Source organism: Plantactinospora sp. CA-290183, from assembly GCF_050936375.1.
Taxonomy (GTDB): Bacteria; Actinomycetota; Actinomycetes; order Mycobacteriales; family Micromonosporaceae; genus Plantactinospora.
The window spans coordinates 92,411-113,489 of the sequence record NZ_JBNJMX010000008.1 but is presented as its reverse complement, the minus strand read 5'-3'; the positions used below and the strand labels follow the sequence as shown (position 1 = coordinate 113,489).

Annotated in this window: 16 protein-coding genes and 20 tRNA genes; 25 read left to right on the top strand and 11 right to left on the bottom strand. The window is 70.0% G+C overall.

Annotated features, from left to right (window positions below; genetic code table 11):
- Window positions 1-207: 207 nt before the first annotated feature.
- Window positions 208-1,923, top strand: a complete 1,716-nt coding sequence (locus ACQEUR_RS16335) for a copper resistance protein CopC (RefSeq protein WP_433031314.1) — start codon at window positions 208-210, stop codon at window positions 1,921-1,923.
- Window positions 1,924-2,438: 515 nt separating this feature from the next.
- Here the strand turns inward: ACQEUR_RS16335 and ACQEUR_RS16330 are convergent.
- Both ACQEUR_RS16330 and ACQEUR_RS16325 read right to left on the bottom strand, forming a co-directional pair.
- Complete coding sequence (locus tag ACQEUR_RS16330) at window positions 2,439-3,068, bottom strand: MBL fold metallo-hydrolase (RefSeq protein ID WP_433031311.1); 630 nt, start codon at window positions 3,066-3,068, stop codon at window positions 2,439-2,441.
- Window positions 3,068-4,156: an S-(hydroxymethyl)mycothiol dehydrogenase gene (locus ACQEUR_RS16325; protein ID WP_433031308.1), complete on the bottom strand. Its 1,089-nt coding sequence runs from the start codon at window positions 4,154-4,156 to the stop codon at window positions 3,068-3,070. The genes ACQEUR_RS16330 and ACQEUR_RS16325 overlap by 1 nt, the downstream gene beginning before the upstream one ends.
- Window positions 4,157-4,713: 557 nt before the next feature.
- On the opposite strand from ACQEUR_RS16325, the gene ACQEUR_RS16320 reads away from it, so the two are divergent.
- The gene (locus ACQEUR_RS16320) at window positions 4,714-5,424 is read left to right on the top strand and encodes a C39 family peptidase (RefSeq protein WP_433031305.1); all 711 of its coding nucleotides are present in this window, start codon (window positions 4,714-4,716) and stop codon (window positions 5,422-5,424) included.
- 402 nt (window positions 5,425-5,826) lie between these two features.
- Here ACQEUR_RS16320 and ACQEUR_RS16315 read toward each other — a convergent pair whose 3' ends face one another.
- The 6 genes from ACQEUR_RS16315 to ACQEUR_RS16290 all read right to left on the bottom strand — a co-directional run bounded on the left by ACQEUR_RS16315 (window position 5,827) and on the right by ACQEUR_RS16290 (window position 11,967).
- Window positions 5,827-6,192, bottom strand: a complete 366-nt coding sequence (locus ACQEUR_RS16315) for a hypothetical protein (RefSeq protein WP_433031302.1) — start codon at window positions 6,190-6,192, stop codon at window positions 5,827-5,829.
- Between the two features lie 72 nt (window positions 6,193-6,264).
- Window positions 6,265-7,185, bottom strand: a complete 921-nt coding sequence (locus tag ACQEUR_RS16310) for a hypothetical protein (protein WP_433031299.1) — start codon at window positions 7,183-7,185, stop codon at window positions 6,265-6,267.
- 195 nt (window positions 7,186-7,380) lie between these two features.
- A complete protein-coding gene (locus tag ACQEUR_RS16305) occupies window positions 7,381-8,442 on the bottom strand; it encodes a hypothetical protein (protein ID WP_433031296.1) in 1,062 nt (353 codons plus the stop codon).
- Window positions 8,439-8,867 carry a DUF6331 family protein gene (locus ACQEUR_RS16300; RefSeq protein ID WP_433031293.1) on the bottom strand — a complete coding sequence of 143 codons (429 nt, stop codon included), beginning with the start codon at window positions 8,865-8,867 and terminating at the stop codon, window positions 8,439-8,441. The genes ACQEUR_RS16305 and ACQEUR_RS16300 overlap by 4 nt, the downstream gene beginning before the upstream one ends.
- Window positions 8,868-9,234: 367 nt before the next feature.
- Window positions 9,235-9,972, bottom strand: coding sequence for an excalibur calcium-binding domain-containing protein (locus ACQEUR_RS16295; protein WP_433031290.1), 738 nt, complete (start codon window positions 9,970-9,972; stop codon window positions 9,235-9,237).
- A gap of 393 nt (window positions 9,973-10,365) precedes the next feature.
- Window positions 10,366-11,967, bottom strand: a complete 1,602-nt coding sequence (locus tag ACQEUR_RS16290; RefSeq protein WP_433031287.1) for a glucuronyl esterase domain-containing protein — start codon at window positions 11,965-11,967, stop codon at window positions 10,366-10,368.
- Between the two features lie 1,088 nt (window positions 11,968-13,055).
- Between ACQEUR_RS16290 and ACQEUR_RS16285 the strand changes: the two genes are divergently transcribed.
- The 22 genes from ACQEUR_RS16285 to ACQEUR_RS16180 all read left to right on the top strand — a co-directional run bounded on the left by ACQEUR_RS16285 (window position 13,056) and on the right by ACQEUR_RS16180 (window position 17,468).
- Window positions 13,056-13,128 (top strand) — tRNA-Trp (locus ACQEUR_RS16285).
- A 179-nt stretch (window positions 13,129-13,307) separates the two neighbouring features.
- Window positions 13,308-13,380: transfer RNA gene (locus ACQEUR_RS16280), tRNA-Ala, on the top strand.
- A gap of 83 nt (window positions 13,381-13,463) precedes the next feature.
- Window positions 13,464-13,535 (top strand) — tRNA-Trp (locus ACQEUR_RS16275).
- 73 nt (window positions 13,536-13,608) lie between these two features.
- Window positions 13,609-13,684 (top strand) — tRNA-Gly (locus ACQEUR_RS16270).
- 34 nt (window positions 13,685-13,718) lie between these two features.
- A complete protein-coding gene (locus ACQEUR_RS16265; protein WP_433031284.1) occupies window positions 13,719-14,159 on the top strand; it encodes an HNH endonuclease in 441 nt (146 codons plus the stop codon).
- Between the two features lie 35 nt (window positions 14,160-14,194).
- Window positions 14,195-14,267: transfer RNA gene (locus ACQEUR_RS16260), tRNA-Gln, on the top strand.
- Window positions 14,268-14,350: 83 nt separating this feature from the next.
- Window positions 14,351-14,422: transfer RNA gene (locus ACQEUR_RS16255), tRNA-Thr, on the top strand.
- A gap of 77 nt (window positions 14,423-14,499) precedes the next feature.
- A tRNA-Ala gene (locus tag ACQEUR_RS16250) sits at window positions 14,500-14,568 on the top strand.
- A 5-nt stretch (window positions 14,569-14,573) separates the two neighbouring features.
- Window positions 14,574-14,646 (top strand) — tRNA-Leu (locus tag ACQEUR_RS16245).
- Between the two features lie 5 nt (window positions 14,647-14,651).
- A tRNA-Asp gene (locus tag ACQEUR_RS16240) sits at window positions 14,652-14,727 on the top strand.
- A gap of 4 nt (window positions 14,728-14,731) precedes the next feature.
- Window positions 14,732-14,819 (top strand) — tRNA-Gly (locus ACQEUR_RS16235).
- Window position 14,820: 1 nt separating this feature from the next.
- Window positions 14,821-14,894: transfer RNA gene (locus ACQEUR_RS16230), tRNA-Ile, on the top strand.
- Window positions 14,895-15,395: 501 nt separating this feature from the next.
- Window positions 15,396-15,470 (top strand) — tRNA-Arg (locus ACQEUR_RS16225).
- 205 nt (window positions 15,471-15,675) lie between these two features.
- Window positions 15,676-15,752 (top strand) — tRNA-Pro (locus ACQEUR_RS16220).
- Between the two features lies 1 nt (window position 15,753).
- Window positions 15,754-15,827: transfer RNA gene (locus tag ACQEUR_RS16215), tRNA-Pro, on the top strand.
- A 4-nt stretch (window positions 15,828-15,831) separates the two neighbouring features.
- A tRNA-OTHER gene (locus ACQEUR_RS16210) sits at window positions 15,832-15,918 on the top strand.
- 1 nt (window position 15,919) lies between these two features.
- Window positions 15,920-15,994: transfer RNA gene (locus ACQEUR_RS16205), tRNA-Glu, on the top strand.
- 51 nt (window positions 15,995-16,045) lie between these two features.
- Window positions 16,046-16,117: transfer RNA gene (locus tag ACQEUR_RS16200), tRNA-Val, on the top strand.
- An 80-nt stretch (window positions 16,118-16,197) separates the two neighbouring features.
- Window positions 16,198-16,287, top strand: a tRNA-Asn gene (locus ACQEUR_RS16195).
- Between the two features lie 101 nt (window positions 16,288-16,388).
- Window positions 16,389-16,448: transfer RNA gene (locus ACQEUR_RS16190), tRNA-Val, on the top strand.
- Between the two features lie 61 nt (window positions 16,449-16,509).
- Window positions 16,510-16,584, top strand: a tRNA-Cys gene (locus ACQEUR_RS16185).
- Window positions 16,585-17,009: 425 nt separating this feature from the next.
- The gene (locus ACQEUR_RS16180) at window positions 17,010-17,468 is read left to right on the top strand and encodes a GNAT family N-acetyltransferase (RefSeq protein WP_433031281.1); all 459 of its coding nucleotides are present in this window, start codon (window positions 17,010-17,012) and stop codon (window positions 17,466-17,468) included.
- 6 nt (window positions 17,469-17,474) lie between these two features.
- On the opposite strand, the gene ACQEUR_RS16175 is transcribed toward ACQEUR_RS16180, so the two are convergent.
- Both ACQEUR_RS16175 and ACQEUR_RS16170 read right to left on the bottom strand, forming a co-directional pair.
- The gene (locus ACQEUR_RS16175) at window positions 17,475-18,197 is read right to left on the bottom strand and encodes a peptidylprolyl isomerase (RefSeq protein ID WP_433031278.1); all 723 of its coding nucleotides are present in this window, start codon (window positions 18,195-18,197) and stop codon (window positions 17,475-17,477) included.
- Between the two features lie 294 nt (window positions 18,198-18,491).
- The gene (locus ACQEUR_RS16170) at window positions 18,492-19,088 is read right to left on the bottom strand and encodes a TetR/AcrR family transcriptional regulator (RefSeq protein WP_433031275.1); all 597 of its coding nucleotides are present in this window, start codon (window positions 19,086-19,088) and stop codon (window positions 18,492-18,494) included.
- Window positions 19,089-19,142: 54 nt separating this feature from the next.
- Here ACQEUR_RS16170 and ACQEUR_RS16165 point away from each other — a divergent pair, with 54 nt between their 5' ends.
- Window positions 19,143-19,907: an SDR family oxidoreductase gene (locus ACQEUR_RS16165; RefSeq protein WP_433031273.1), complete on the top strand. Its 765-nt coding sequence runs from the start codon at window positions 19,143-19,145 to the stop codon at window positions 19,905-19,907.
- A 298-nt stretch (window positions 19,908-20,205) separates the two neighbouring features.
- Here ACQEUR_RS16165 and ACQEUR_RS16160 read toward each other — a convergent pair whose 3' ends face one another.
- Window positions 20,206-20,583 (bottom strand): hypothetical protein, encoded by a 378-nt coding sequence (locus ACQEUR_RS16160; protein ID WP_433031270.1) that lies wholly within the window; start codon window positions 20,581-20,583, stop codon window positions 20,206-20,208.
- Between the last annotated feature and the right edge of the window lie 496 nt (window positions 20,584-21,079).

Here is a 21,079-nt window from a genome sequence, read left to right as displayed (position 1 = left end):
TCCCGGCGGCACCGGCCGGGGCCCGGACGGCCGGCGGTACGCCCGTACCCGGCGGCTCGCATCGGCCCCGGTAAGATCCTCCCGCCACTGGAACTCGTCATCGGGATGCGGGAGCGCGGGCCGATTCCTACCACCTGGACCGGGAAGTCATCCAGGGCGTCAGCCGGCGGATTGAACCGTCCGGCCCGCCCGGACGAACTACCTGACGTGCGAGATCGTCCCTCCGCTCACCCGTACCGGCCCACCCGCGCCAAACTCGGCCCGCTGGTCGCGGTGCTGCTGCTCGCCGGCCTGTCGGCCCTGGCCGGCCCGGCGGCCACCCCGGCCAACGCGCACGCCGCGGTGGTGGCCACCACGCCGGCCCGCAAGGCGGTGCTGGGCTACTCCCCCACCGAGGTCACGGTGCGGTTCAGCGAGCCGGTCAGCCTGGTACCCGGCCGGGCCCAGGTGCTCGCCCCGGACGGCAGACGGATCAACGCCGGCGAGCCCTCGGTACGCGGCGACACCCTGCGCATCCCGATCCGGGCCGCCGACCGCCCGCTCGGCACGTACCTGGTCAGCTACCGGGTGGTCTCCGCCGACAGCCACCCGGTCGCCGGCGGCTACACCTTCGCGGTCGGCGCCGAGTCGGCCGCCGCGCCGACGCTGGCGGACGACCCGGTCCGCCCCGACGTGCGGATCGCCGTCCCGCTCATCCGGTACGTCGGGTACGCCGGACTGGTCCTGCTGATCGGCCCGACGCTGCTGCTGGCGCTGCTCTGGCCGGCGCGGCTCTCCCGGCGCGGGCCGGTCCGGCTGGTCCGGGCCGGGCTGGCCCTGGTCGCGGCGGGCGCCCTGGCCGGGCTCTGGGTGCAGGCCCCGTACACCAGCGGCGCCGGCCTGTTCGACGTCTCGGCAACCGAGCTGCGCCAGGTGATCGGTTCCGGCTACGGGCTCGTGCTCTGCGCCCGGCTCGGCATCCTGCTGCTGGTCGCGGCGCTGCTCCCGCCACTGCTCCAACCGCAAGGAAGGGCCCCTTCTTATCGCATTCTGTATAGGAAGGGCCCCCTCCTAACCGCCCTGGTGCTGCTGCTCGGCGTGGCCGGGCTGGCCACCTGGCCGCTGGCCGGGCACGCCATCGCCTCCCCGATGCCGCTGGCCAGCGCCGTCGCCGACGTGCTGCACCTGGCCGCCGCGTCGGCGTGGCTCGGCGGGCTGGTCACCCTGGCGGCGTTCCTGCTGCGGGCGGCACACCCCCGTACCCTCGGGGTGATCCTGCCGGTCTGGTCCCGGTGGGCGACCGTCGCCGTGCTCTGGCTGGTCGCGGCCGGTGCGGCGCAGGCACTGATCGAGATCGGCACGCCCGGGGCGCTCGTCGGCACCGACTACGGCCGGCTGGTGCTCGCCAAGGTGGCCCTGCTCGGGCTGGTGCTGACCGGCGCCGCGCTGGCCCGCCGGCTGGTGCGGCGGGGCGGGGCCGGGACGGCACCCGGGCGACTGCGCCGGCTGGTCGGTCTGGAGGTGGCGGTCAGCCTGGTCATCCTCGGGCTCAGCGCCGCGCTGGTGCAGACCACGCCGGGCCGCAGCGCCGGGACCGAGGTCGAGACCGCCGCCGCCTCGGACACCTTCGCCCAGACGCTGGAGAGCCCGCTCTACACCCTGCAGTTCGACATCTACCCGGTGCAGCTCGGCGAGCACAACACCGTGCACGCGTACCTCTACACCCCGGACGGCAAGCCGCTGCCGGCGGTGGAGTGGACGCTGACCACCGCACTTCCCGCGCTCGGGGTCGAGCCGGTGGCGACTCCCATGCTCGGCGTGCAACCGCACCACGCGGTCGGCGCGGTGAACTTCCCGGTCGCCGGCCAGTGGCAGCTGCGCTTCACCGTACGGACCTCCGACATCGACCAGGCGAGCGTCACCACCACCGTCCGGGTGCGGTAGCGGCCCCGGCGGCCGTGGCGAGCGGTCCCGCTGATGACGACGACGCGTTCGCCGGCCGGTCAGGGTCGCCGAGCAGCCAGCCGTTCTCCTCGGCGATCCGCACCGCCTCGGCCGGGTACGCGCCCCGGTCTTGCCGATCGCGGCGGAGAGATGGTTGCGGACCGTCCCCTCGGCCGGCGGGCGTGCGTGCCGGTAGAAGTTGGCGGTCATCCGGACCGTCTCGCCCACGGTCAGGTCCTCGCCGGGCTCGATCCGCAGGCTGAGCCCGGCGACGGCGGTCACCGGACCGTACGTCCTGGTCAGCTCGGTCAGTTCGACGGCGGGCGGCGTCCCGGCCGGGACGGCCGGCGGCCGGGTCGCGGGGATTGTGGTCGGCATACCGGCAATGTTTCGCCGCCCCGGTGCCGTCCGGCCGGTCCGCGCGTCACGTCCCGACCATGACAATTGTCAGCGCCGGCCGGGGTGGGCGGCCCTCGCCGGCCCACCCCGGCCCAGCGGCCCAGCGGCCCAGCGGCTCAGTGGCCGCGGTCCAGCCACTCCGCCAGGTGCGGCGCCTCGTCCCCGACCGTGGTGCTCGGGCCGTGCCCGGTGTGCACCCGGGTGTCCGGCGGCAGGGTCAGCAGCCGGGTACGGATCGACTCGACGATGGTGCCGAAGTCGCTGAACGACCGGCCGGTCGCCCCGGGCCCGCCGGCGAAGAGGGTGTCACCGGTGAAGACCGCCCGCAGCTCGGGTGCGTGGAACGAGCAGGCGCCGGGGCTGTGCCCGGGGGTGTGCCGCACGTGCAGGCCGGTGCCCGCCACCTCGATCACCTCCCCGTCCCGCAGCTCGCCGCCCGGGGCCAGCTCCGGGTGCACCATGTCCCAGAGCACCCGGTCGGCGGGGTGCAGCAGCACCGGGGCGCCGGTCGCGTCCGCCAGCGCCGGCGCGACGCGTACGTGGTCGTCGTGGGCGTGGGTGGCGAGGATGGCGAGCACCCGTCGGCCGCCCACCGCGGCCAGGATCGCGTCCACGTCGTGCGGCGCGTCGACGACGACGCACTCGGTGTCGTCACCGATCACCCAGACGTTGTTGTCCACGTCGAAGGTCTGGCTGTCCAGGGAGAAGGTGCCGGAGGTGACCGCGTGGTCGATCCGGGCCGTCATCAGAAGACCACCACCGAACGCAGCACGTCGCCGTGGTGCATCTTGGCGAACGCCTCCTCGACCTGGTCCAGCGCGATCTCCTCGCTCACGAACGCGTCGAGGTCGAGTCGCCCCTGCAGGTAGAGCGACGTCAGCATCGGGAAGTCGCGGCTGGGCAGGCAGTCGCCGTACCAGCTCGACTTCAGGGCCCCGCCGCGCCCGAAGACGTCCAGCAGCGGCAGGTCGGGCACCTTCATCTCCGGGGTGGGCACCCCGACCAGTACGACGGTGCCGGCCAGGTCGCGGGCGTAGAACGCCTGCTGCCAGGTCTCCGGCCGCCCGACCGCCTCGATCACCACGTCGGCGCCGTGCCCGCCGGTCAGGTCCCGGATCGCCTCGACCGGGTCGGTCTCCCGGGCGTTCACGGTGTGGGTGGCCCCGAAGCCGCGCGCCCACTCCAGCTTCCGGGGGTCGGTGTCGACCGCGATGATGGTGGTGGCACCGGCCAGGGCCGCACCGGCCACCGCCCCGTCGCCGACGCCGCCGCAGCCGATGACCGCGACGGAGTCGCCGCGGGTCACTCCGCCGGTGTTCATCGCCGCGCCGAGCCCGGCCATCACGCCGCAGCCGAGCAGTCCCACGGCCGCCGGACGGGCCGCCGGGTCCACCTTGGTGCACTGCCCGGCGTGTACGAGCGTCTTCTCCACGAACGCGCCGATGCCCAGCGCCGGGGAGAGTTCGGTGCCGTCGGTGAGGGTCATCTTCTGCGCCGCGTTGTGGGTGGCGAAGCAGTACCACGGCCGGCCCCGGCGGCAGGCGCGGCAGTTTCCGCAGACGGCACGCCAGTTGAGCACCACGAAGTCGCCCGGCTCGACGTCGGTCACCCCGGCGCCCACCTGCTCGACGATCCCGGCCGCCTCGTGTCCGAGCAGGAACGGGAAGTCGTCGTTGATGCCGCCCTCCCGGTAGTGCAGGTCGGTATGGCAGACCCCGCACGCCTGTACCCGCACCACGGCCTCCCCGGGCCCCGGGTCCGGTACGACGATGGTGGTCACCTCGACGGACGCTGCCTTGGACCGGGCGATGACGCCGCGCACTTCCTGGCTCACACTGCCTCCTCACGATGGGCGCGATGGCCGCGCTGCCCATGCTCACACGGAACGGCCGGGTTTCGGCAGTGCGGGGTGCGCCGGACCGGGCGGACGGGCCGTCCGGTCCGGTGAGCGGCGTCCGGTCTCTGCCGGACCTGCTCAGCGGTGACGCCCGGAAGGTGACATCGCGATCGAGCGTGATGCCTGTGGGGCATGAATATGCCTCTGAGGCATCACGCTCATTCGCCGGATGTGCCCTCGACCGATCCGGGCGGCGGCGGGTGGCGGGCCCGGGAACACCCGGCGGCCGGCCACGGTTACACCCGGGTACGACCGCAGTAGCGCCCCGGATTGGGGGCGCTTCCGGTAGGGGCTTGTGTGCCCTGCCGTGAGGTGCGGTGCCGGATGTCCGATTTCCGGTCGTGATCGACTCGGTGTGTTGGGCGGTTGGCTGGAATGCCGGACCCCCGCCCACGGTTACACCACCGTACGCCCGGAGCACCCCCGCCCGGGCGTCACGCAATTCTCCCCCCGGCTGCCCGCCTCTGGCGCAGGGTCGGGGTTTCCCCCGGACAATGGAAGGCGACCATCATCATGACTTTCGTGAACCGATGGCTACCGGCCATCACCGACACCCCCGTACGCAAGGCCGCGCTCGGTATCGCCGGGCTGGCCGTGGTCGGCGGCGCGTTCGCCGGACCGATCCACACCACCATCGACACCCCCACCCCGACCACCACCACCGCCGCGGCGGTGCAGGCCGTCGACGCGCGCCCCGCCGCGCAGGCGTCGAAGGTGCTGGGCTACGACTACAAGGCGCAGGAGAGACACTACTGCGCCCCCGCGGCGACCCGGATCGCCCTGTCCGCCCAGGACACACCCCCAGCCAGGACGAGGTCGCCAAGCAACTGGGCACCACCGAGGCCGGCACCAACTCCGCCGAGGACACCACCCGGGTCCTCAACACCGCCGGCGGTAAGGACTACCACACCGTGGCCATCCCGGACCCCGCCGCGAAACCCGAACAGGTCGACCGGCTACAGACCGACCTGGTCCACGCCATCGACACCAACCGGCCCGTGGTAGCCAACATCAAGGGCACCGCCACCGACGTCGACGGCGGCACCCACTCCTACGAGGGCGGGCACTACCTCACCGTCGTCGGCTACGACGACCACGGCCACAAGGTCAAGATCGCCGACCCGGCCGACCCGAACAACAACGAATACTGGATGACCAGCACCACCCTGGCCAACTGGATCGCCGAACGCGGCTACTCCGCATAACCGGCCAACACCAACCGGTCACCACCGACAAGGGCCAGCCCCCACCCGGGAGCTGGCCCTTTCGTCGTACCACCGTCCAGCCCGATCGCCACGCCTCGCGGGGGGCGTACGACACCTGCGCCACCCGGCCGTCGGGGTCGAGGGTGAGGTCACCGACGAGGGTGGTGGTCACCGTTCTGTGCGCGGCGTCCGCCTTCGTGCGCGCCGTGAAGTGGTACGCCCGGGGGCCCTGCTTGGTGATCTCCGCCTCCGCCCGGCGCAGCACCTCGAACAGTTGCTCCCGATCCACCGAGCCGCTCAGCTCCCCGTCCAACAACCACGGGTCGTACCGCAGCCGGTCGTGCCGGCCCTCGTCCCGGACGAACTTCCCGTCCCTGGCGTGCAGGTAACGCACCCCGTCGATCAGCCGCTCCTCCCAGCCCCGGCCGGGGGAACGCAGGTAGACGGTCGCCCTGGCGGGTCGAAGGCACCCTCCGACGTCACGGTGTAACCGGGCGGCGCATGCCCGCCGCCGCTCTTCGTCCCCGTGCCCGTCGCCGTCACCCGGTAGCTGATGTTCTCGCTGGCGGCGATGGCCGAGGCCAGTTCCATCCGGGGCGACGGCGCCTCGGCGGTGATGCTCGGGCCGTCCGGCGCGGACGGCTGGGCGACGGCGGTCGCCGCGACCACCCCGACCGCGAGCACCGCACACGAGGCGCCCACGACCGCCGCCGTACGGCGGCGCCGCGCCCGCACGCCGACCCGCAGGATCCGCTGGGTCGGCGGCACCGACTCGGGCTCACCGTCGAAGGGCGGGTGGACGTTACGGCGGGGGGTGCTCGCTGAATGTTTGTGCTGATGTTACGCATTAGCCCGGCGGAGGCGTTCGGCTGCCTGCGCCCGCAGCGCATCGGCGCCCGCCGGGGTGCCACCGCACAGTGCCAGCTCCCGGGCGTTGTACGCCGCCATCCATAAGCTGGCCGCCCATGCCATCTCCAGCTCCACGGCCGTCAACAGGCGCCCTCGAATGTCTTGGTAAGCCACCAGGAACGCCTCGGAGCTGTCGATCGGCGCCAGCGTGGGCGGCCCGGAACTGGCGAACGACCCGCTCGCCGCTCCCACCAACGCCGCCTCCGGCTGCCATGCCAGGCTGTCCCAGTCGTGCACCGCCCACACCTGCCAACCCTGCCACCGCAGGTTCTGCGCCTCGAAGTCGGCGTGGCCGAGCACGCACGGCAAGCCGGCAGCCAGCAGCCGCCCCCGGGCTCGCTCAGCCGTCTGGACAATGTGCTCGGAGACGCCACTCTGGTCCCGGCCGTCGAGAAAGTCGATCGCCGGCCACACCCCGGAATCGGTGTGGTCCCAGCGCACCCAGGGCGGATTCGGCAGCGGCGGCGCGACGCTCACGCCGGCAAGTTCGGCCATCAGCCCGGCGAACACCTCCGCGCAGCGCATGGCTATGTCCGGCGAGTCCCCGTGCAACACCTCGCCGCCGGGCCGGTACTCCTCGGCGTGCACGGCCAGCGCACCGACACCGACCACCGGCGTGAGCGGCCGGGCACACGCAAACCCGCGCTCGGCCAGCCGAGCCTGCGCCGCGACACACGACCCGGCCCGGCCGTCGTCGGCGCGCGCCTTGACCACGACGTCCCTGCCGCCGGCCAACCGCAGACCGAACACCATCGAGACCTGTTGCGACTGGAACAGCAGCCCGACGGGCTCCCCGCCCAGATGGTCAAGACACCAAGCCGGTAACCAGTCCGGCAGCTCGTCCAACGGCACACTCAGGACTGTGCCATAGGCACCGCACACACCGGCAGTTTCTGCTCTCGCGAACCGGAAACATGCAGGTCACCGCCTCAAGTCGGCCCAAGACCCAGAATGGTGAGCCAAGTCGGGTTCAAGACGAGGACACCGGTAGGCCTGGATCTGGTCCGGCCGCACGGCCGGCTGAGCCCTACCGGGACGACAACCTCGTCACCGACGTGCTTCGAGGAGGGGCCGCAGTCTTCGCTGGAAGGCGGCCTCGTCGATGCCCCGGGCCAGTTTCCGGATGTAGCTCATGCGATACGGGCAGCTCTCCTCGGCGCCCTGTCTGCCCCGGACGCTGAACTCGCCGATCTTCCGGCCGCTGCGCGCCTCCCGCACCGTGACGTGGTAGACGCTCTCGAACAGGTCGAAGGTGAAGGGGTGACCACCGGCCAGCAGGGCTTGTTCACTCGCGTAGTTGCAGGTGACGTCCTGGCGCGAGTCCTGGGTCGCCACCACGCGTACGCAGACGAGGAGCTGCACCTGATCGTGATTCGTGGGGTCGGTGAACCGCTCGTACCGGGGTTCAAAGCCGTCGGGCAGCAGGATCTCGGCGTACTCGATCGACTCCTCGTCGGAATATCCGACCATCGCCATGGGGTGTGGGCCGCGGCCGGCGAAGGGCCGACTGGTCAGGTTGTAGACAAAGAGCTTCGGCGACCGGCACGGGTCGGCGTCGGTGTCGCTGCGGGTCTGTGTCGGCCCGGAGGGCGGCGGAAGGGGTGGGAGCCGTCCGGAGGACGGCGGGCCGCCGGGCCGATCCGGCGGCCAGGTGCACGGCCCGGTCAACGTGACGGTGAACCGCCCACTGTCCAAAGCCATTTCCATGAGCAACTCGGTGCCGTCGTCGTGCTCGCCGGTGATTTCCCGGACGTCGGCGGGGGTGCCAGTCCGCAACCGCTTGGTACGTTCACCAAAGCCCTCGCGGATCATCCAGGTGTCCACGTCGTCGAGGTACTTTTCGGCCTTCTGGCCAGCGGACACCGTCATCTCCGCCCGCGGCCGGACACCCCAACTCGGACCGCCGGCGCGCAACTCCGCGCAACCCACATTCCGGGAGTGGCTGGGCGGGGTGGCCTGTGCTTCGGGTTCCAGCGCCCCGTTCACCGCGCGGGACAGGTGTTCGGTGAGTCGCTGCTCGAACTCCTGGGTGGTCACCACGGGCGCCGGCGGTTCCGGTCCGGTCTCGTCGGTGCAACCGGCGAGCACCAACACCCCGCACAACGTCATACCGAGTCGGCGACTCCACTGGCCAGCCATCGCACCCCCGATTGTTCCGTCGGCACCGCAAGCCGAGAGAAGCGGGATGTTCTGTCCCGGACCCTACCTGTTCGTCCGCACCGTCGGGTGACCATTGAAGAGTACCGCCAGCTCCGTCGCGACGGTGGCGAGGATCGCCATTGCCAGCGACCACGGGTGCCGAGGAATGTCGACGTGACGCGGTGCGAACGGTCCTCGACCACCTCGATCAGCTCGGCGAGTTGAAGCCGAGCCTCGACCACCGCGACCGACCCCACCTGACGGCACCACGCTCCGATGAGGGCGGGATCGGTAGAGACGGCGTCGGTCCCGCAGCACGCACGGACACACTCGACCTCGCCAAAGATGATGCCCTCGCTCAGGGGCGATGGTATTTCGACCGACACATCCGCCATTGCCGCTCCTTCCGCGAGCTCGCCGCAACGATGACGGTCACCGGACCGCACTCCTGCGGCTGTGGTGGCCACCGGGCCGGATCGTCCGGCGACCACGTCGCCGGAGTCATGAGGTTAGGACCTCTTGTTACCGTCGCCCGGGGACCGGCCAACTCCCGACCCGCTGGCTCCCGACCCGCCGGCTCCGGGCCGGCTGGCTCCGGACCGGCTGGCTCCGGACCGGCTGGCTCCGGACCGGCTGGCTCCGGACCGGTCCGGCGAGGATCGTCGCGTGCAGCGCGGGAGCCGTCGGTCGCCCTGCGACACCGGCCGTACGCAGCTCGACGTATCACGACGGTACGCGTTTGCCGGACGATTCTTGATGCCGCTACTCGCAGCCGACGCCGTCACCGTCCCGGTCCAGGTGCCTGGCGTAGCCCGGGTCACCGCGACGGATCGGCGCCGCCCCGGCGGCACGTACCGCCGTGCAGTTCTTGTAGTACACCGGCGTCGTCCCGCCGTCGTCTCCGTCGTCGCCGCCACCGTCGTCACCGATGTCACCGTCGCCGCCGTTGTCACCGTCGCCGCCGTTGTCGCTACCGCCGTTGTCGCCGGTGCCGGGGGCCGCCCCTTCGACGGACTCGCAGGCCCGCCCGTCGCGGTCCCGGTCCAGCGCGGTCCGGTACCCCGGTCGGCCCTCGCGCAGCGGCGCCCGTTCGGCGTCCCGTACCGCTGTGCAGTTGGCGTAGTAGACGGGCTTCGGTGCCGCCTTGCCCGCGGTCGGCGTCGGAGTCGGCGCGGCGGTCATCGCGGCCGGGGTGGGCTCCGGCTCGCCGGCGGTCGGCGGTGGTGGTGCTGGGGGCTGCCCGATCGTCGTCGGCGCCGCCGCCGGCTTCCGGTCCGCCCCGCCGCCGTCGGGGTTGGAGAGCACCGCGACGGTCGGGCCGCCGCAGCAGACGAGGACGAAGAGGCCGCCGAGGCTGATCCCGACCTGCTGCGTGAGGGTGAGCCGGGCGAACCAGTTCGGCGACCGCCGCGGTTGCGGTCGCGGCGGTACGGCGGCCTGCTGCCCGGTGCCGGCAGACGCTGGATAGTGCCAGGGATCCTGCGGTGGTGGGTACGACATGGTCGCAGTGTTTCGCCGCGCGAGCACCGGCGACACCGGGCGATCGGCCGCGTAGCCGTCAGGTAACCGTATGTCGCCTCAACGGGGGTCAGCCGTGCGGCCCCGCTCCGGCGACCGCTTCGGTGGACGTCCCGCCGTCGGGTGTGCGGGCCGGTGCGCCGCACCGCTGACCGACGTGGACACCCGACGGGCCGGCACCACCGGACAGCCACGGAAGATCGGCGTACGGCCTCGGCCACCGGACGGACGACACTGTTCGGAGGCGATCCCGGCCGGGCCCGCGGCGGCTGTGAGCGGGCCGGCATGGCGTCGAGCATCTGCCCGTCCCGGGCCGGCGGGCCCGGTGCGGAGGCTTGTCGCCTCCGCACCGGGCCCTGGAAAATCCCGGAGCAATCAGCTGGCAGAGCAGGTGGGGCTCAACCCCGTGCCGGTACCGGCACCCTGCAAGGCGAACTCGGTCGACTGGCCGGGGGCGATGGAGCCGTTGGAACTGATGTTGGTGAACTGAACCGTGCCGCTGTTCCCGCTGCGGATGACGTTCCAGGCGTTGGTGACGCTGGCGCCTGACGGCAGGGTCAGGGAGACCGTCCAGCCGTTGACCGGCGAGGAGCCGGCGGTGACCCGGGCCGTGACGACGAAACCGCCCGTCCACTGGTTGATCGACACCGATGCCGAGCAGGCACCACCGCTCGGCGGAGTGGTCGGCGGAGCGCTCGGGCCGTCGGAGAGGGTCGGCGTCTGCCAGTCTCTCCACTCGGCCAGGTTGCCGGCCTTCCTGCTGGAGATCCGGAAGGTGCCGGCGGAGTTGCCCGTCTTCAGCAGGAACTTCTGGATGTTCTGCTGCAAGGGGGTACGCCATTCAGACCGCGAGGCGCAGTGGGTGCCGTCCTGGACATCAGACCAGTAGGTGATGTTGTCCCCGGCACCCAGGGCCTTGTAGACCTCCGCCCCGCCCAGGGCCGCCACGCTGCCGGACCTGGCACCCAGCCAGTCGACGTGGGGATTCTCCATGATGAACAGTCCGCGGGGCGCGACCATGCCCACCATCTCGTGCGTGTCCACCGGCAGCGCGTTCGGGTTGCCGGTGAAGGAGCTGAACGCGTCGCCGAGCCACGGTTGTTCGCCGTAGGCGCTGCTCAGGGGCTGGGAGCCGGATTCCCCGGCGATCGCCCGGAGGGCGGGAACGCCAGCCGTACCCGACTCGATCGGCATGGTCAACGCGATGCGCTGGTCGAACACGCCGCTCACGAAGGCGCCCTTGCCGTACCGCGAGCAGCCCGTGACACCTGTCGAATCGGCTTGGAGGATGCTGCCGCCCGACTGCTCGATGACGTCGATGATCCGGCTCACGCCCCAGGCCCAGGCCATCAGCAGGCCCGTGCTGCTCGAGGAGCCGTAGACGCTGTAGAACGCGCCCTGCTTGTTGTTGCGCGGGGTGCCCTCCCGGCCAACCGCGAGGGGGTCGTAGTTGATGACGGCGGCACCGGCGGCCCTGATGGCGGCCGTGTCCGCTCCGAATCCACCCAGGACGACGACCGCCGGGAAGGGCCCGGAACCACTCGGCAGTTGCACGCTCGCCGAGAAGCTGGCGCTTCTGCCCTGGTCCGTCACGTTCACCGTGATGCTGGAATTGGAGACCGTACCCGTGACCGTCGCCGGCTTTGCCGGCTTCTGGCCGTAGACCGATCTCTCCGCCAGTTCCCTGATCTCTGCCCGTCGGCACCGCCAGTCTGACTTGGTGGAGATGCGGGTGCCGTCCAGCTTCCTGAAGGGATCGGGAAGCCGGGAGTTGGAGGTCTGGGGGGCGTTGGGCACCGGACAGTCGGCGCCCTCGTCCTCGACGGAGGCGGCGGCGACCGCGAGGCCGCGGAGGAGGGCGGCCTCGGCGGTCGGGGTGTTCGCTACGACCGATACCGCGCCAGCGACCGCGAGCGCCGCTACCGCCAGCACGACGACCGTGGAACGGATCTTAGAGCGGCCCGAGTCGATGATCACTAGGGCTCTCCTTCCGGGTGGGCGATGGAAGCGACGACAAGGATCGAAGATCACGGATGTCGACATTGATAAGTTTCAAGGAAGCGACTGAAACATGTCAATACATGACGACGCGCAACCCTCCTCGCCGACACCACCTGGTGATCACCGAAGGTGACACGACCGACCAGGGCACCTCGCTCGGCATCCGCCCGATGACCCGGCCGCCCCCTGACCTGCGGCTACCTGGCCCCGGACCGCGCCGGCCGCACCCGAGGATGCCGGGACGGGCCGCCGTATCGGCACCGCGAGATCTCGGAAAGTTTCCGGTAACAGGGGTCTCACTGCCGTCGATGTGGCCAACGCGAGCACCCCGCCGGCCGGGGCGCGGCGGCGCCCGCGACGACCGACCGAGCCTCGGGGCTGCCGTACGGCGTCGCGCGGGCCGAATCCGCGGGCCCGGCGCTGTCGGGCCCGCGCCAGGAGGTGACCGTCGGCGGCGGGCGGCAGCGTCCCAGCGGGGTGACGACCTTGCCGCCTTCCGCGGCTAAAACGACCTCGCCCACCACAACGCGCCGAAACCCCGTTGCCCGTCCCAACATCAACGAACTACTGTTCATCCAAGCAACCACGCGGAGGAGATCAGCGAACATGTTATGGCACACCGGCCTCGAAGCGCAGCGACTGACGTCGCTGTGCGAGGCGAGCATGCCCGGCAGCGGGCGGGTCTCCCCGATTCACAACTGCACGTGGGACAGGTGGCGCGGATAGCCTCCAGCGAGGACACGCCGCCGCCCACCCAGATCGGGACCGGGCGGCTTTTTCGTTATCCGGCAACAACTTCACAGGGGCGTAGCTCAGTTGGTCAGAGCGCCGGCCCCAAGAATGTCATCCCGGCTTGGGAGACCTGCCACACGCCTACGAACCGGTGTCGGCAGGACAACGTCGAGCGAGTCCGCGCGCCACGACTCGCCTGGTACTACGGCAACAAGGAAACCGAGATCGCCACGATCTCCGAGCGGACGAGGAAGTACCGGGAGCGGAACCCGACCGCCACGCAGAGCGGACCCATCGGCGGTACATGGAAGAGAAGGCAAAGAAAAGTGCATAGGGGTGTGGCGCAACTGGTAGCGCAGCGGCCTCCAAAGCCGAAGATTGCAGGTTCGAATCCTGTCACCCCTGCTTTCCCCCGACCTCGGCCGGCGGGACTGGCTCAACTTGAGAACTCCACAGCGGATGGCATACATGGAAGCCCGGCCAGCGGCATTGCTGGCCGGGCGGATCCGGGGCGAGGGAGACGGTTGACCCGCCTGTTCTGGGAACAGGAGACACCGAGTTCGATTCTCGGGTTCCGGACGCATGGGCTTGTGGCGCAGCAGGTAGCGCGCCGCTCTGGCAGGGCGGAGGTCCCCGGTTCGAACCCGGGCAGGTCCACGCACATGCCCTCTTGGCGTAACGCGGCGAGCGCGCCCGGTTGAAGCCCGGGAGGTCTCCGTTCGACTCGGGGAGGGCACCATGGCGAGTTGGGCCAACGGTCAGGCCGCCGGGTTCCAAACCCGGAAACAGGGGTTCGACTCCCCTACTCGCTGCGGGATCGAGGTGTTAGAGCACGCGCCCGGTACGCCCGAGGTGGCCGGTTCGAGTCTGGCCAACGGCTCTCATGCGGTTGTAGCTCAGCAGGTAGAGCACGACGTTGCCAACGTCGAGGTCCCCGGTTCGAGCCCGGGTAGCCGCTCCACACCACCGGCCACAACGACAGAAGGGAGGATCCGGTGGACGTCCTGGTCATCAACGCCGACCTCGGCCCGCTCCACCGGGTCAGTCTCCGCCACGCGGTTCGGATGCTGTGCCGCAAGGTGGCCGAGATCCACGAGGCCGAACCCGACCGGCTGATCGGCGTCTACCCGATGCCGAAGGTGGTCCGCCTCGTCCGGTACGTCGTCACCCGGTGGCGGTTCAGTGCCGGGCCCGCCTGGTCGCGGTCCGGCGTCCTCGCCCGCGACGACCGGCGCTGCGGCTACTGCGGCGCCGAGGCGAGCACCCACGACCACATCCTGCCCCGCTCCCGCGGCGGCCGGAACACCTGGGCCAACACCATCGCATCCTGCTACGGATGCAACCAGCGCAAGGGTGACCGCACCCCCGCCGAGGCGGGCATGGTTCTGCGGTTCGAGCCGGCGGCCCCGTCGTGGGCCGCGCTCGCCCGGCGCTGACCGCGGCCGGGGGGTTCCACCCCGCCGGCCGCCCCTGCGGGCTGGTGCAACTGGCAGCACGCCGCGCTCTGAACGCGGAGGTTGGAGGTTCGAGTCCTCCGCCCGCAGCTCACGCCCTCGTAGCCCAACGGCAGGAGGCACGGTCATGAGGCGGCCGACAGTGCGCGTTCGAATCGCGCCGAGGGCACCGCGCCGGCGAGCCATGGTGGCGCACCGGCCTTGTAAGCCGGCAGCCGCGAGTTCGACTCTCGCCGCCGGCTCCACGCCAGGCAGCACGACGGGTGGTGCACCGCTCTCGTACGGCGGAGGTAGTCCGTGCGAGTCGGACCGCTGGCTCCATGGGGTGAGTGCTGGTGCACAGCGTCGCTTTGCAAGCCTCGCGTGCGGGGTTCGACTCCCCGACACTCCACGCAGGCCCGGGTAGCCCAACGGTAGAGGCCGCCGGTTCAGGACCGGTGTGTTGCAGGTTCGACTCCTGCTCCGGGTACGCATGCTTCGTTAGCTCAGTCTGGTCCAGAGCACCGCCCTGTCACGGCGGAGGTCGTGGGTTCGAGTCCCATACGAGGCGCCGGGGAGGGTTGGCGGAGAGGTCTGTCGCGCCGCCCTGCCAAGGCGGACCGGGTAACTCCGGCGTCGGTTCGAATCCGACACCCTCCGCCACGTCGTCGTGGCCAAGCAGGTCAAGGCACCTCGCTGATGACGAGGAGATCGGTGGTTCGATCCCACCCGACGACACCGTGCCCCCATGGCGCAGTTGGAGAGCGCGCGACGCTACGAACGTTGAACCGAGTACCGTAGTACGGTGACAACTAAGCGATGCTCGAACTGCGAGAAAGAAAAGCCGCTCGAAGAGTTCCACTCGCGACAGATCAAGACTGGCCGCTCGTACTATGCGCAGTGCAAGGTATGTCACCGACGGTACGCCCGCCAGCACTACGCCAACAATAAGGCGGCGTATCTTACTCGGACCAGGGAGCGCAATACCGAAACGACCCGAATAGCCCGGGAGTTCTTGGTGATTTACCTTCGCGCCAACCCGTGCGTTGACTGTGGAGAGCCCGATCTGGTGGTATTGCAGTTCGACCATTGTCGGGGAAACAAGGTGGCGCATGTTAGCGACATGGTGCGCCGCGGTTGGTCTCTGGCAACGATCAAGAAGGAAATTGAGAAGTGTGACGTGGTGTGCGCGAATTGCCACACCCGGCGTACCGCCAGCCGATCCGGGTGGTGGAACTTGGCCCTGTAGCTCAACGGATAGAGCGGCAGCCTACGAAGCTGCGTCATGTGGAGGTTCAAATCCTCTCGGGGCTACATAGGGTGCGCGCTCGCAGTTCGGGCCACACTACTGCCCGTACCGGAGTCGGTGGGCGCGCGGGGCTACCGGGAGAGGTCGTTTCCCCGGCGCCGGCCCGGCGGCAGGGCGGGAGTGATGTACCCGGCGCCTGCCCTCGGTCGCGACGAGGCGGGAGGCTGACGCATCCGGGACCGGGGAGCCCCGACCTTCCGCGGTCCACCTCGGGACGTAGCTCAGCTTGGTAGAGCACGCGGCTGGGAGCCGCGCGGCCGTCGGTTCGAACCCGGCCGTCCCGACCATCGAGTTGTGGCGCAGCTTGGTAGCGCGCATCGTTCGGGACGACGAGGCCGCAGGTTCGAATCCTGTCAACCCGACAGTGGAAGGTACCGGCCCGTGGGGGCCAGCCGGTCTTGAAAACCGGAGGCGTCGGCAACGACGGGCGTTCGACTCGTCTGCCTTCCGCCACGCGTCGTTAGCTCCAGTGGTCTAACCGCCGGCTCTCAACCGGCAGACGGGGGTTCGGCTCCCTCACGGCGCACCACCAATCACCCGGTGGCTCCGGGTCACCCGTTGCCAAAATTCCCCACTACTCGTCCTGGTAGCTCAGTGGGAGAGCACTGCCTCGACACGGCGAAGGCCGGAGGTTCGAATCCTCCTCGGGACACGCGACGCGCGTTCGGCCATGGGTAGTCCCCTGGTCTTCCAAGCTGGTGAGGCGGCTTGGAGTCCCGCCCGCGCGAGCATTCTGGCGTAATCCGTAATGTGGTAGCGGTCCGGACTGTTGATCCGGCGGGTGTAAGCCCTCTACAGGTTCGAGTCCTGTCGCCAGAGCCAGGCAGGTGCCGGCTCGCCACGGACACGTCGTCGGCGGCGGGTACGCCTTCGGCATCGTGCGTCCGATCCTCGTGCGGCGCAGCGCGCCGCCCTACCCGTATAGCTCAGCGGTAGAGCGCCGCTCCTACAAAGCGGATGCCCCAGGTTCGATCCGGCCCTCGCTCGAAGGTTCGGCGTAACTCACCAGGACACTTACTACATTCGCAAGCACTATCAAGGCTTGATCGTGTGCCCGAGTGGTTAGGGCTTCGCCTGCAAAGCGACTGTACGTCGGTTCGACTCCGACCACGATCTCCAATCGTCAGGGAGGTTCGAGTCCCGGCTTCGCCTCGATGCCATCTGCTGTGGATCCGGCAGGCGGAGCGTTGGCTGCTCGATCGCCCCTCATAAGGGCGGGAGGCCCGGGTCGGCACCGGGGCCTGCCACCAGAGGGCGCCATCCACGCGACGGACGCTCCAACTGCTGCCGCGTCACGACATGGGGTGGTCACGGGGCCACCCGAGCGCGCGCATGCTGCCATGCCGGTTCGCGTGCCGACCATGCATGATGTCACGGAACCACTTCTCCGCCGGGGCCGACCACAACGGTTTGACCAGACACGCGGTGACCGAGGAGGCATCCCGTCACGGATGGCACACACCGCAGCTCAACGACCTTGACCACCGGCTCCCTCCGACTCCGAGAGCGCCCAGCCGCTCGCCCGGACAGCTGATGAGGCTCCGATGAAAATCCAGATCCGACAGTCCCAGCGAGGCGCCGAGGCCGAATTCGTGAGAGGGCTTGAGTGGCTCTTCGACCCACCCGGCAGCCGTCCCCCGGACTGGGACCGCGACCGCGCCGTAGAGCGCACCGCGCAGATCCTCGCCCACGAGAACTGCGCACTGTTTGAAGCCCGCTCGCCTCAGGATCAGTTGGTCGGCGTGGCCAGCGTCTACCTGGACATCCTGTCGGTGCGCTTCGGTCGTCGGGCCTCGATCGAGGATCTTGTTGTGCACCCCGAGTGGCGCTCCCGAGGCGTCGGGACCATCCTGCTGACGACCGCCAGGGCGTGGGCGCACGAGCAGGGCGCCGACTACGTCTTTCTGGAGTCCGGCGTCACGCGAACCGAAGCCCACCGCTTCTACCTCCGCGCAGGTGCGACCCACGCGGCCGCGGCGTTCAGGTGGACCACGGATGCCTGAGCGACGCTAGATCGCCAGGCAGATCTCCGTGCGCAGGGCCGGAGCGCCGTCGACCGGGGCCGGCTCCTCGGCCGTCGGCGCCACACCGCCGGCGGCGATCCGGTCGAGGGTACGCAGGCCGAGTGGCCGCACGCCGCCGAAGATCGTGTAGTTCGGTCGCAGCGCCGAGTCGGCGAAAACCAGGAAGAACTGGCTGCCGTTGGTGTCCGGTCCGGCATTGGCCATGGCCAGCACTCCGCGGGCGTAGACCTTCCGCTCGCCGGTCGGGTCGGTGGGCGCGGGCGGCAGGTCCGTCGGCAGCTCGTCCCTGTACCGGTATCCAGGACCGCCCGCACCCGTACCCGATGGGTCGCCGCACTGCAACACCTTCAGCGTCGGGTAGGTGGTGAGCCGGTGGCAGACGGTCCGGTTGTAGAACCTGTGCCGTACCAGGTGCAGGAAGCTCTGCACGGTGCATGGCGCCTGCGCACGGTCGAGGTTCAGCGGGATGAGACCGAGGTTGGTGATCAGAGTGGTCGTCACCGTGCCACGGTCCGGCGTATGCCGGGGATCGCGCGGCAGCGGGACCGGTCGCGCCGCCGGCTCGTCCGGAGTCTCGGTGTACTGGCAGGGCCCCTTCGTCACCTCCGGCGACGCGGCGGCATGTGCCGGAGCGGCGCCAGCGCCGAGAAGCAGGCCGGCAGTGAGCACCGTGACAGCGATACGGTGTGGCGCCACGTTGTCCTCCATTGTCCGGCGGGAGTTCCCCCACCCGGTCTAACGGACATCGATGTACTCGTCAAGGTGCACGGGAGCACGTGATGACCCCCGCCGTCGAGGCGATCGGCCGTGCCAGCTGCACGCCGTCGACGACCAGGTCGTACACCACGAGACCACACCGTAGAGGGCCGTGGATCTTCTGCCGATGACAGTGCGTCGCGAATGTCCGCATCGATCGTCTCTTGTTCGATCCCCGTTGATGTATCGGGGTGCAGTTGTGGTTTGCACCGCGATGCGGTTGATCGGGGCTCTCTCCGGCTACCCCTACCGGATTATCTCGTCGCCGAAGGTCGCCGCTAGCGCCTTCGCGATCAGGTCGGGCAGATCGCTGCGTCCGTCGTCCTTCGCCCATCGCACCAGCGCCGCGTGCATGGCGGCCAGGCAGGCGCTGGCCGCGGCCTCGGCTTGAAAGGCCGCGTCCGGGTCGGCGGCCTCGTCCCCCAGACTGTCCACGATGGCCTGTTGAAGCACGTAGTGGTTGTCCAGGTGCCTGGCGCGCAAGGCGGGCGTCGAGATCATCAGCCGCAGGCGCGCCAGCAGGAACCGGTCGTCCCCTGCGGTCAGCGTCCGCGCCGAGTCGACGAGCGCGCTGCCGATGCGGCGCACCAAGGGCTGCCCGGCGGGCATGGCGGCGATCCGCTCAGCGACCAGTGGGCCGTTCTGATCGACCAGCACGAGGTCCTCCTTCGTCGGGAAGTGCCGGTACACCGTCATCGCAGACACGCCCGCAGCCTCGGCTACGTCGTTCACGGTCGTGCCGTCGTACCCGCGCTCGACGAACAACCGGACTGCATGCACCTGGATCATGCGCTGCGTCTCGGCCCGCCGTTGCTCCCGCAGTGTTGAGTGCTGCTCGATCATATGATAGACACTACCATCCCGGTAGCTGCTAACATCTAGGGAGTAACTAACATTATGGGTGATCTGATCGGCAGGACTGCACTGGTGACCGGCGCTTCGCGCGGCATCGGGCAGGCGATCGCGATCCGGCTGGCAGCGCGGGGAGCGATGGTCATCGCGCACTTCGGCACAGACAAGGACGGCGCGAGGGCGACCGTCGACCAGATCGTGCAGGAGGGTGGAACGGCGTACGCCGTCGGCGCGGAACTAGGCGTGGACGAGGATATCGAGACCCTGTTTACGGGGGTTGAGGCCGGCCTGGCCGGGCAGCCGCTCGACGTCCTCGTCAACAACGCGGCGGCGCCACCCGCGGGCCCGCTCGGCGCCACGACACGGGCAGCCTTCGACCATCTGTTCGCGGTCAACGTACGGGCGCCGTACTTCATCATCGAGCGGGCGTTGCCCCTGCTCCGCGACGGCGGCCGGATCATCATGATCTCGTCCGTGGCGACCCGCATGGCCAACGCCACCCAAACGTCGTTCGCCATGACCAAGGGCGCGGTCGAGACGATGACCCTGACTTTGGCCAACCAGCTCGGCACCCGGGGCATCACGGTGAACGCGGTCGCGCCCGGCGCCACCCGGACGGCGACCAACGGACCAGTCTTCGAGGCAGCGGGCCTGGCCGAGCTGATCACCGGAATGACGGCGCTCGATCGGCTTGGCGGGCCCGGCGACGTCGCCGACGTGGTTGCGTTCCTGGCCTCGGACGCCGCGCGCTGGGTCACCGGGCAGGTAATCGACGCGAGTGGCGGCCTTTTCCTGGGCCCGCGCGCCTGACGACCCGGGCGCCCGCCATCTCACGGCGGGCGCCCGCCGGTCGGCTCAGCGACCCATGAGCTCCAGCGTGTCGATCACCCGCTTCCAGAAGCCGGACCAGCGGTCGACGCTCTTGGAGCCCCCCGTCACATGGTCAAGCCATCGCGACAGGACGCGCGCTCATGCTGCAGATACAGCAGCTCACAGTGCAGCGCTGGTGGTTCAGCACTTTCGCCGTATGCCGCTGCGTCGGTCAGGACGCCGGCCGGTATAACGAACTGCCGCGGCACGGTGTGTCCAAGAGGGGGACCAGCCTGCCTTACCTGGAGCCGTTTGGCGGCTGGTAGCCGCGCCCGCCGGGCTGGGTCTCCTGCCATTCTTCGACGAATGCCCCTCCAAGGAGCGCAACCGGAAGGGTCGAGGTACCGACCACCAGTAATAGGCCGAATGCGGCGAGCAACCAAGCCTGCCCGGTACTTCGAACTCGTCGAGCCCGAGACCACAGCCACACCGCGACGGGATACGCGACGAGCGCCGGCACCCCGAGCCCGAGGACGAGGAACGGACTAGGCCCCGAGTCACCTGAGATGCCGGACAGCACAAAAAACAGGGCGGCTGGCAGCGCGCAGATGCCGAGCGTGCACATGGCCGTAAGCAGAAGCCAACTGGGCAACTGCGACGGCCGGGCGGTCTCCATGCGGCGACCGTACCGACCGCGCGCACCGTTACAACGAACAGCCGCACCGGAGTTCGGAGGGCGAGTCCGGTCAGCGGTCGGCCTCGTATCGGTCATTGCAGGCGGCGAACGCGGTTCACTCATCTGCCGCCGATAAAGCGCGGTGCCGACCGCGACTCCTGGCCGCCGGCCGCATCCGCTGACGCACACCGGCGGAGAGCACCAAGCTCGGGACCACTCCTCCAGGTGGTTGCCACGAGCGATGACCGCAGGATCATGGGCAGCGGGCCGACCGATTAGCCACCGCCCCGAACCGCTCAGGCGACACCTGGTTGCAACGGTTCGGGTAGCGCCACATCCGGTTTCATGTTTCCGCAGCTCAGGCGCTGTTGGTGGGCCGGAGGCATCACCATGCGAACCGCGTCGCCACCATCACTGGTGATCTTCTACCGCTGCGTTTGAGCGGGTCACGGGCGCGAGGAGGTGCCCGATGAACTTCATAGGAGCGCAATCGGGC

Bases quoted from the DNA above. Each gene is read 5' to 3' on its own strand.
- ACQEUR_RS16330 (WP_433031311.1), bottom strand. From the start codon at position 3,068: ATGACGGCCCGGATCGACCACGCGGTCACCTCCGGCACCTTCTCCCTG.
- ACQEUR_RS16320 (WP_433031305.1), top strand. From the start codon at position 4,714: ATGGAAGGCGACCATCATCATGACTTTCGTGAACCGATGGCTACCGGC.
- ACQEUR_RS16305 (WP_433031296.1), bottom strand. From the start codon at position 8,442: ATGACGTTGTGCGGGGTGTTGGTGCTCGCCGGTTGCACCGACGAGACC.
- ACQEUR_RS16300 (WP_433031293.1), bottom strand. From the start codon at position 8,867: ATGGCGGATGTGTCGGTCGAAATACCATCGCCCCTGAGCGAGGGCATC.
- ACQEUR_RS16295 (WP_433031290.1), bottom strand. From the start codon at position 9,972: ATGTCGTACCCACCACCGCAGGATCCCTGGCACTATCCAGCGTCTGCC.
- ACQEUR_RS16180 (WP_433031281.1), top strand. From the start codon at position 17,010: ATGAAAATCCAGATCCGACAGTCCCAGCGAGGCGCCGAGGCCGAATTC.
- ACQEUR_RS16175 (WP_433031278.1), bottom strand. From the start codon at position 18,197: ATGGAGGACAACGTGGCGCCACACCGTATCGCTGTCACGGTGCTCACT.
- ACQEUR_RS16170 (WP_433031275.1), bottom strand. From the start codon at position 19,088: ATGATCGAGCAGCACTCAACACTGCGGGAGCAACGGCGGGCCGAGACG.
- ACQEUR_RS16165 (WP_433031273.1), top strand. From the start codon at position 19,143: ATGGGTGATCTGATCGGCAGGACTGCACTGGTGACCGGCGCTTCGCGC.
- ACQEUR_RS16160 (WP_433031270.1), bottom strand. From the start codon at position 20,583: ATGGAGACCGCCCGGCCGTCGCAGTTGCCCAGTTGGCTTCTGCTTACG.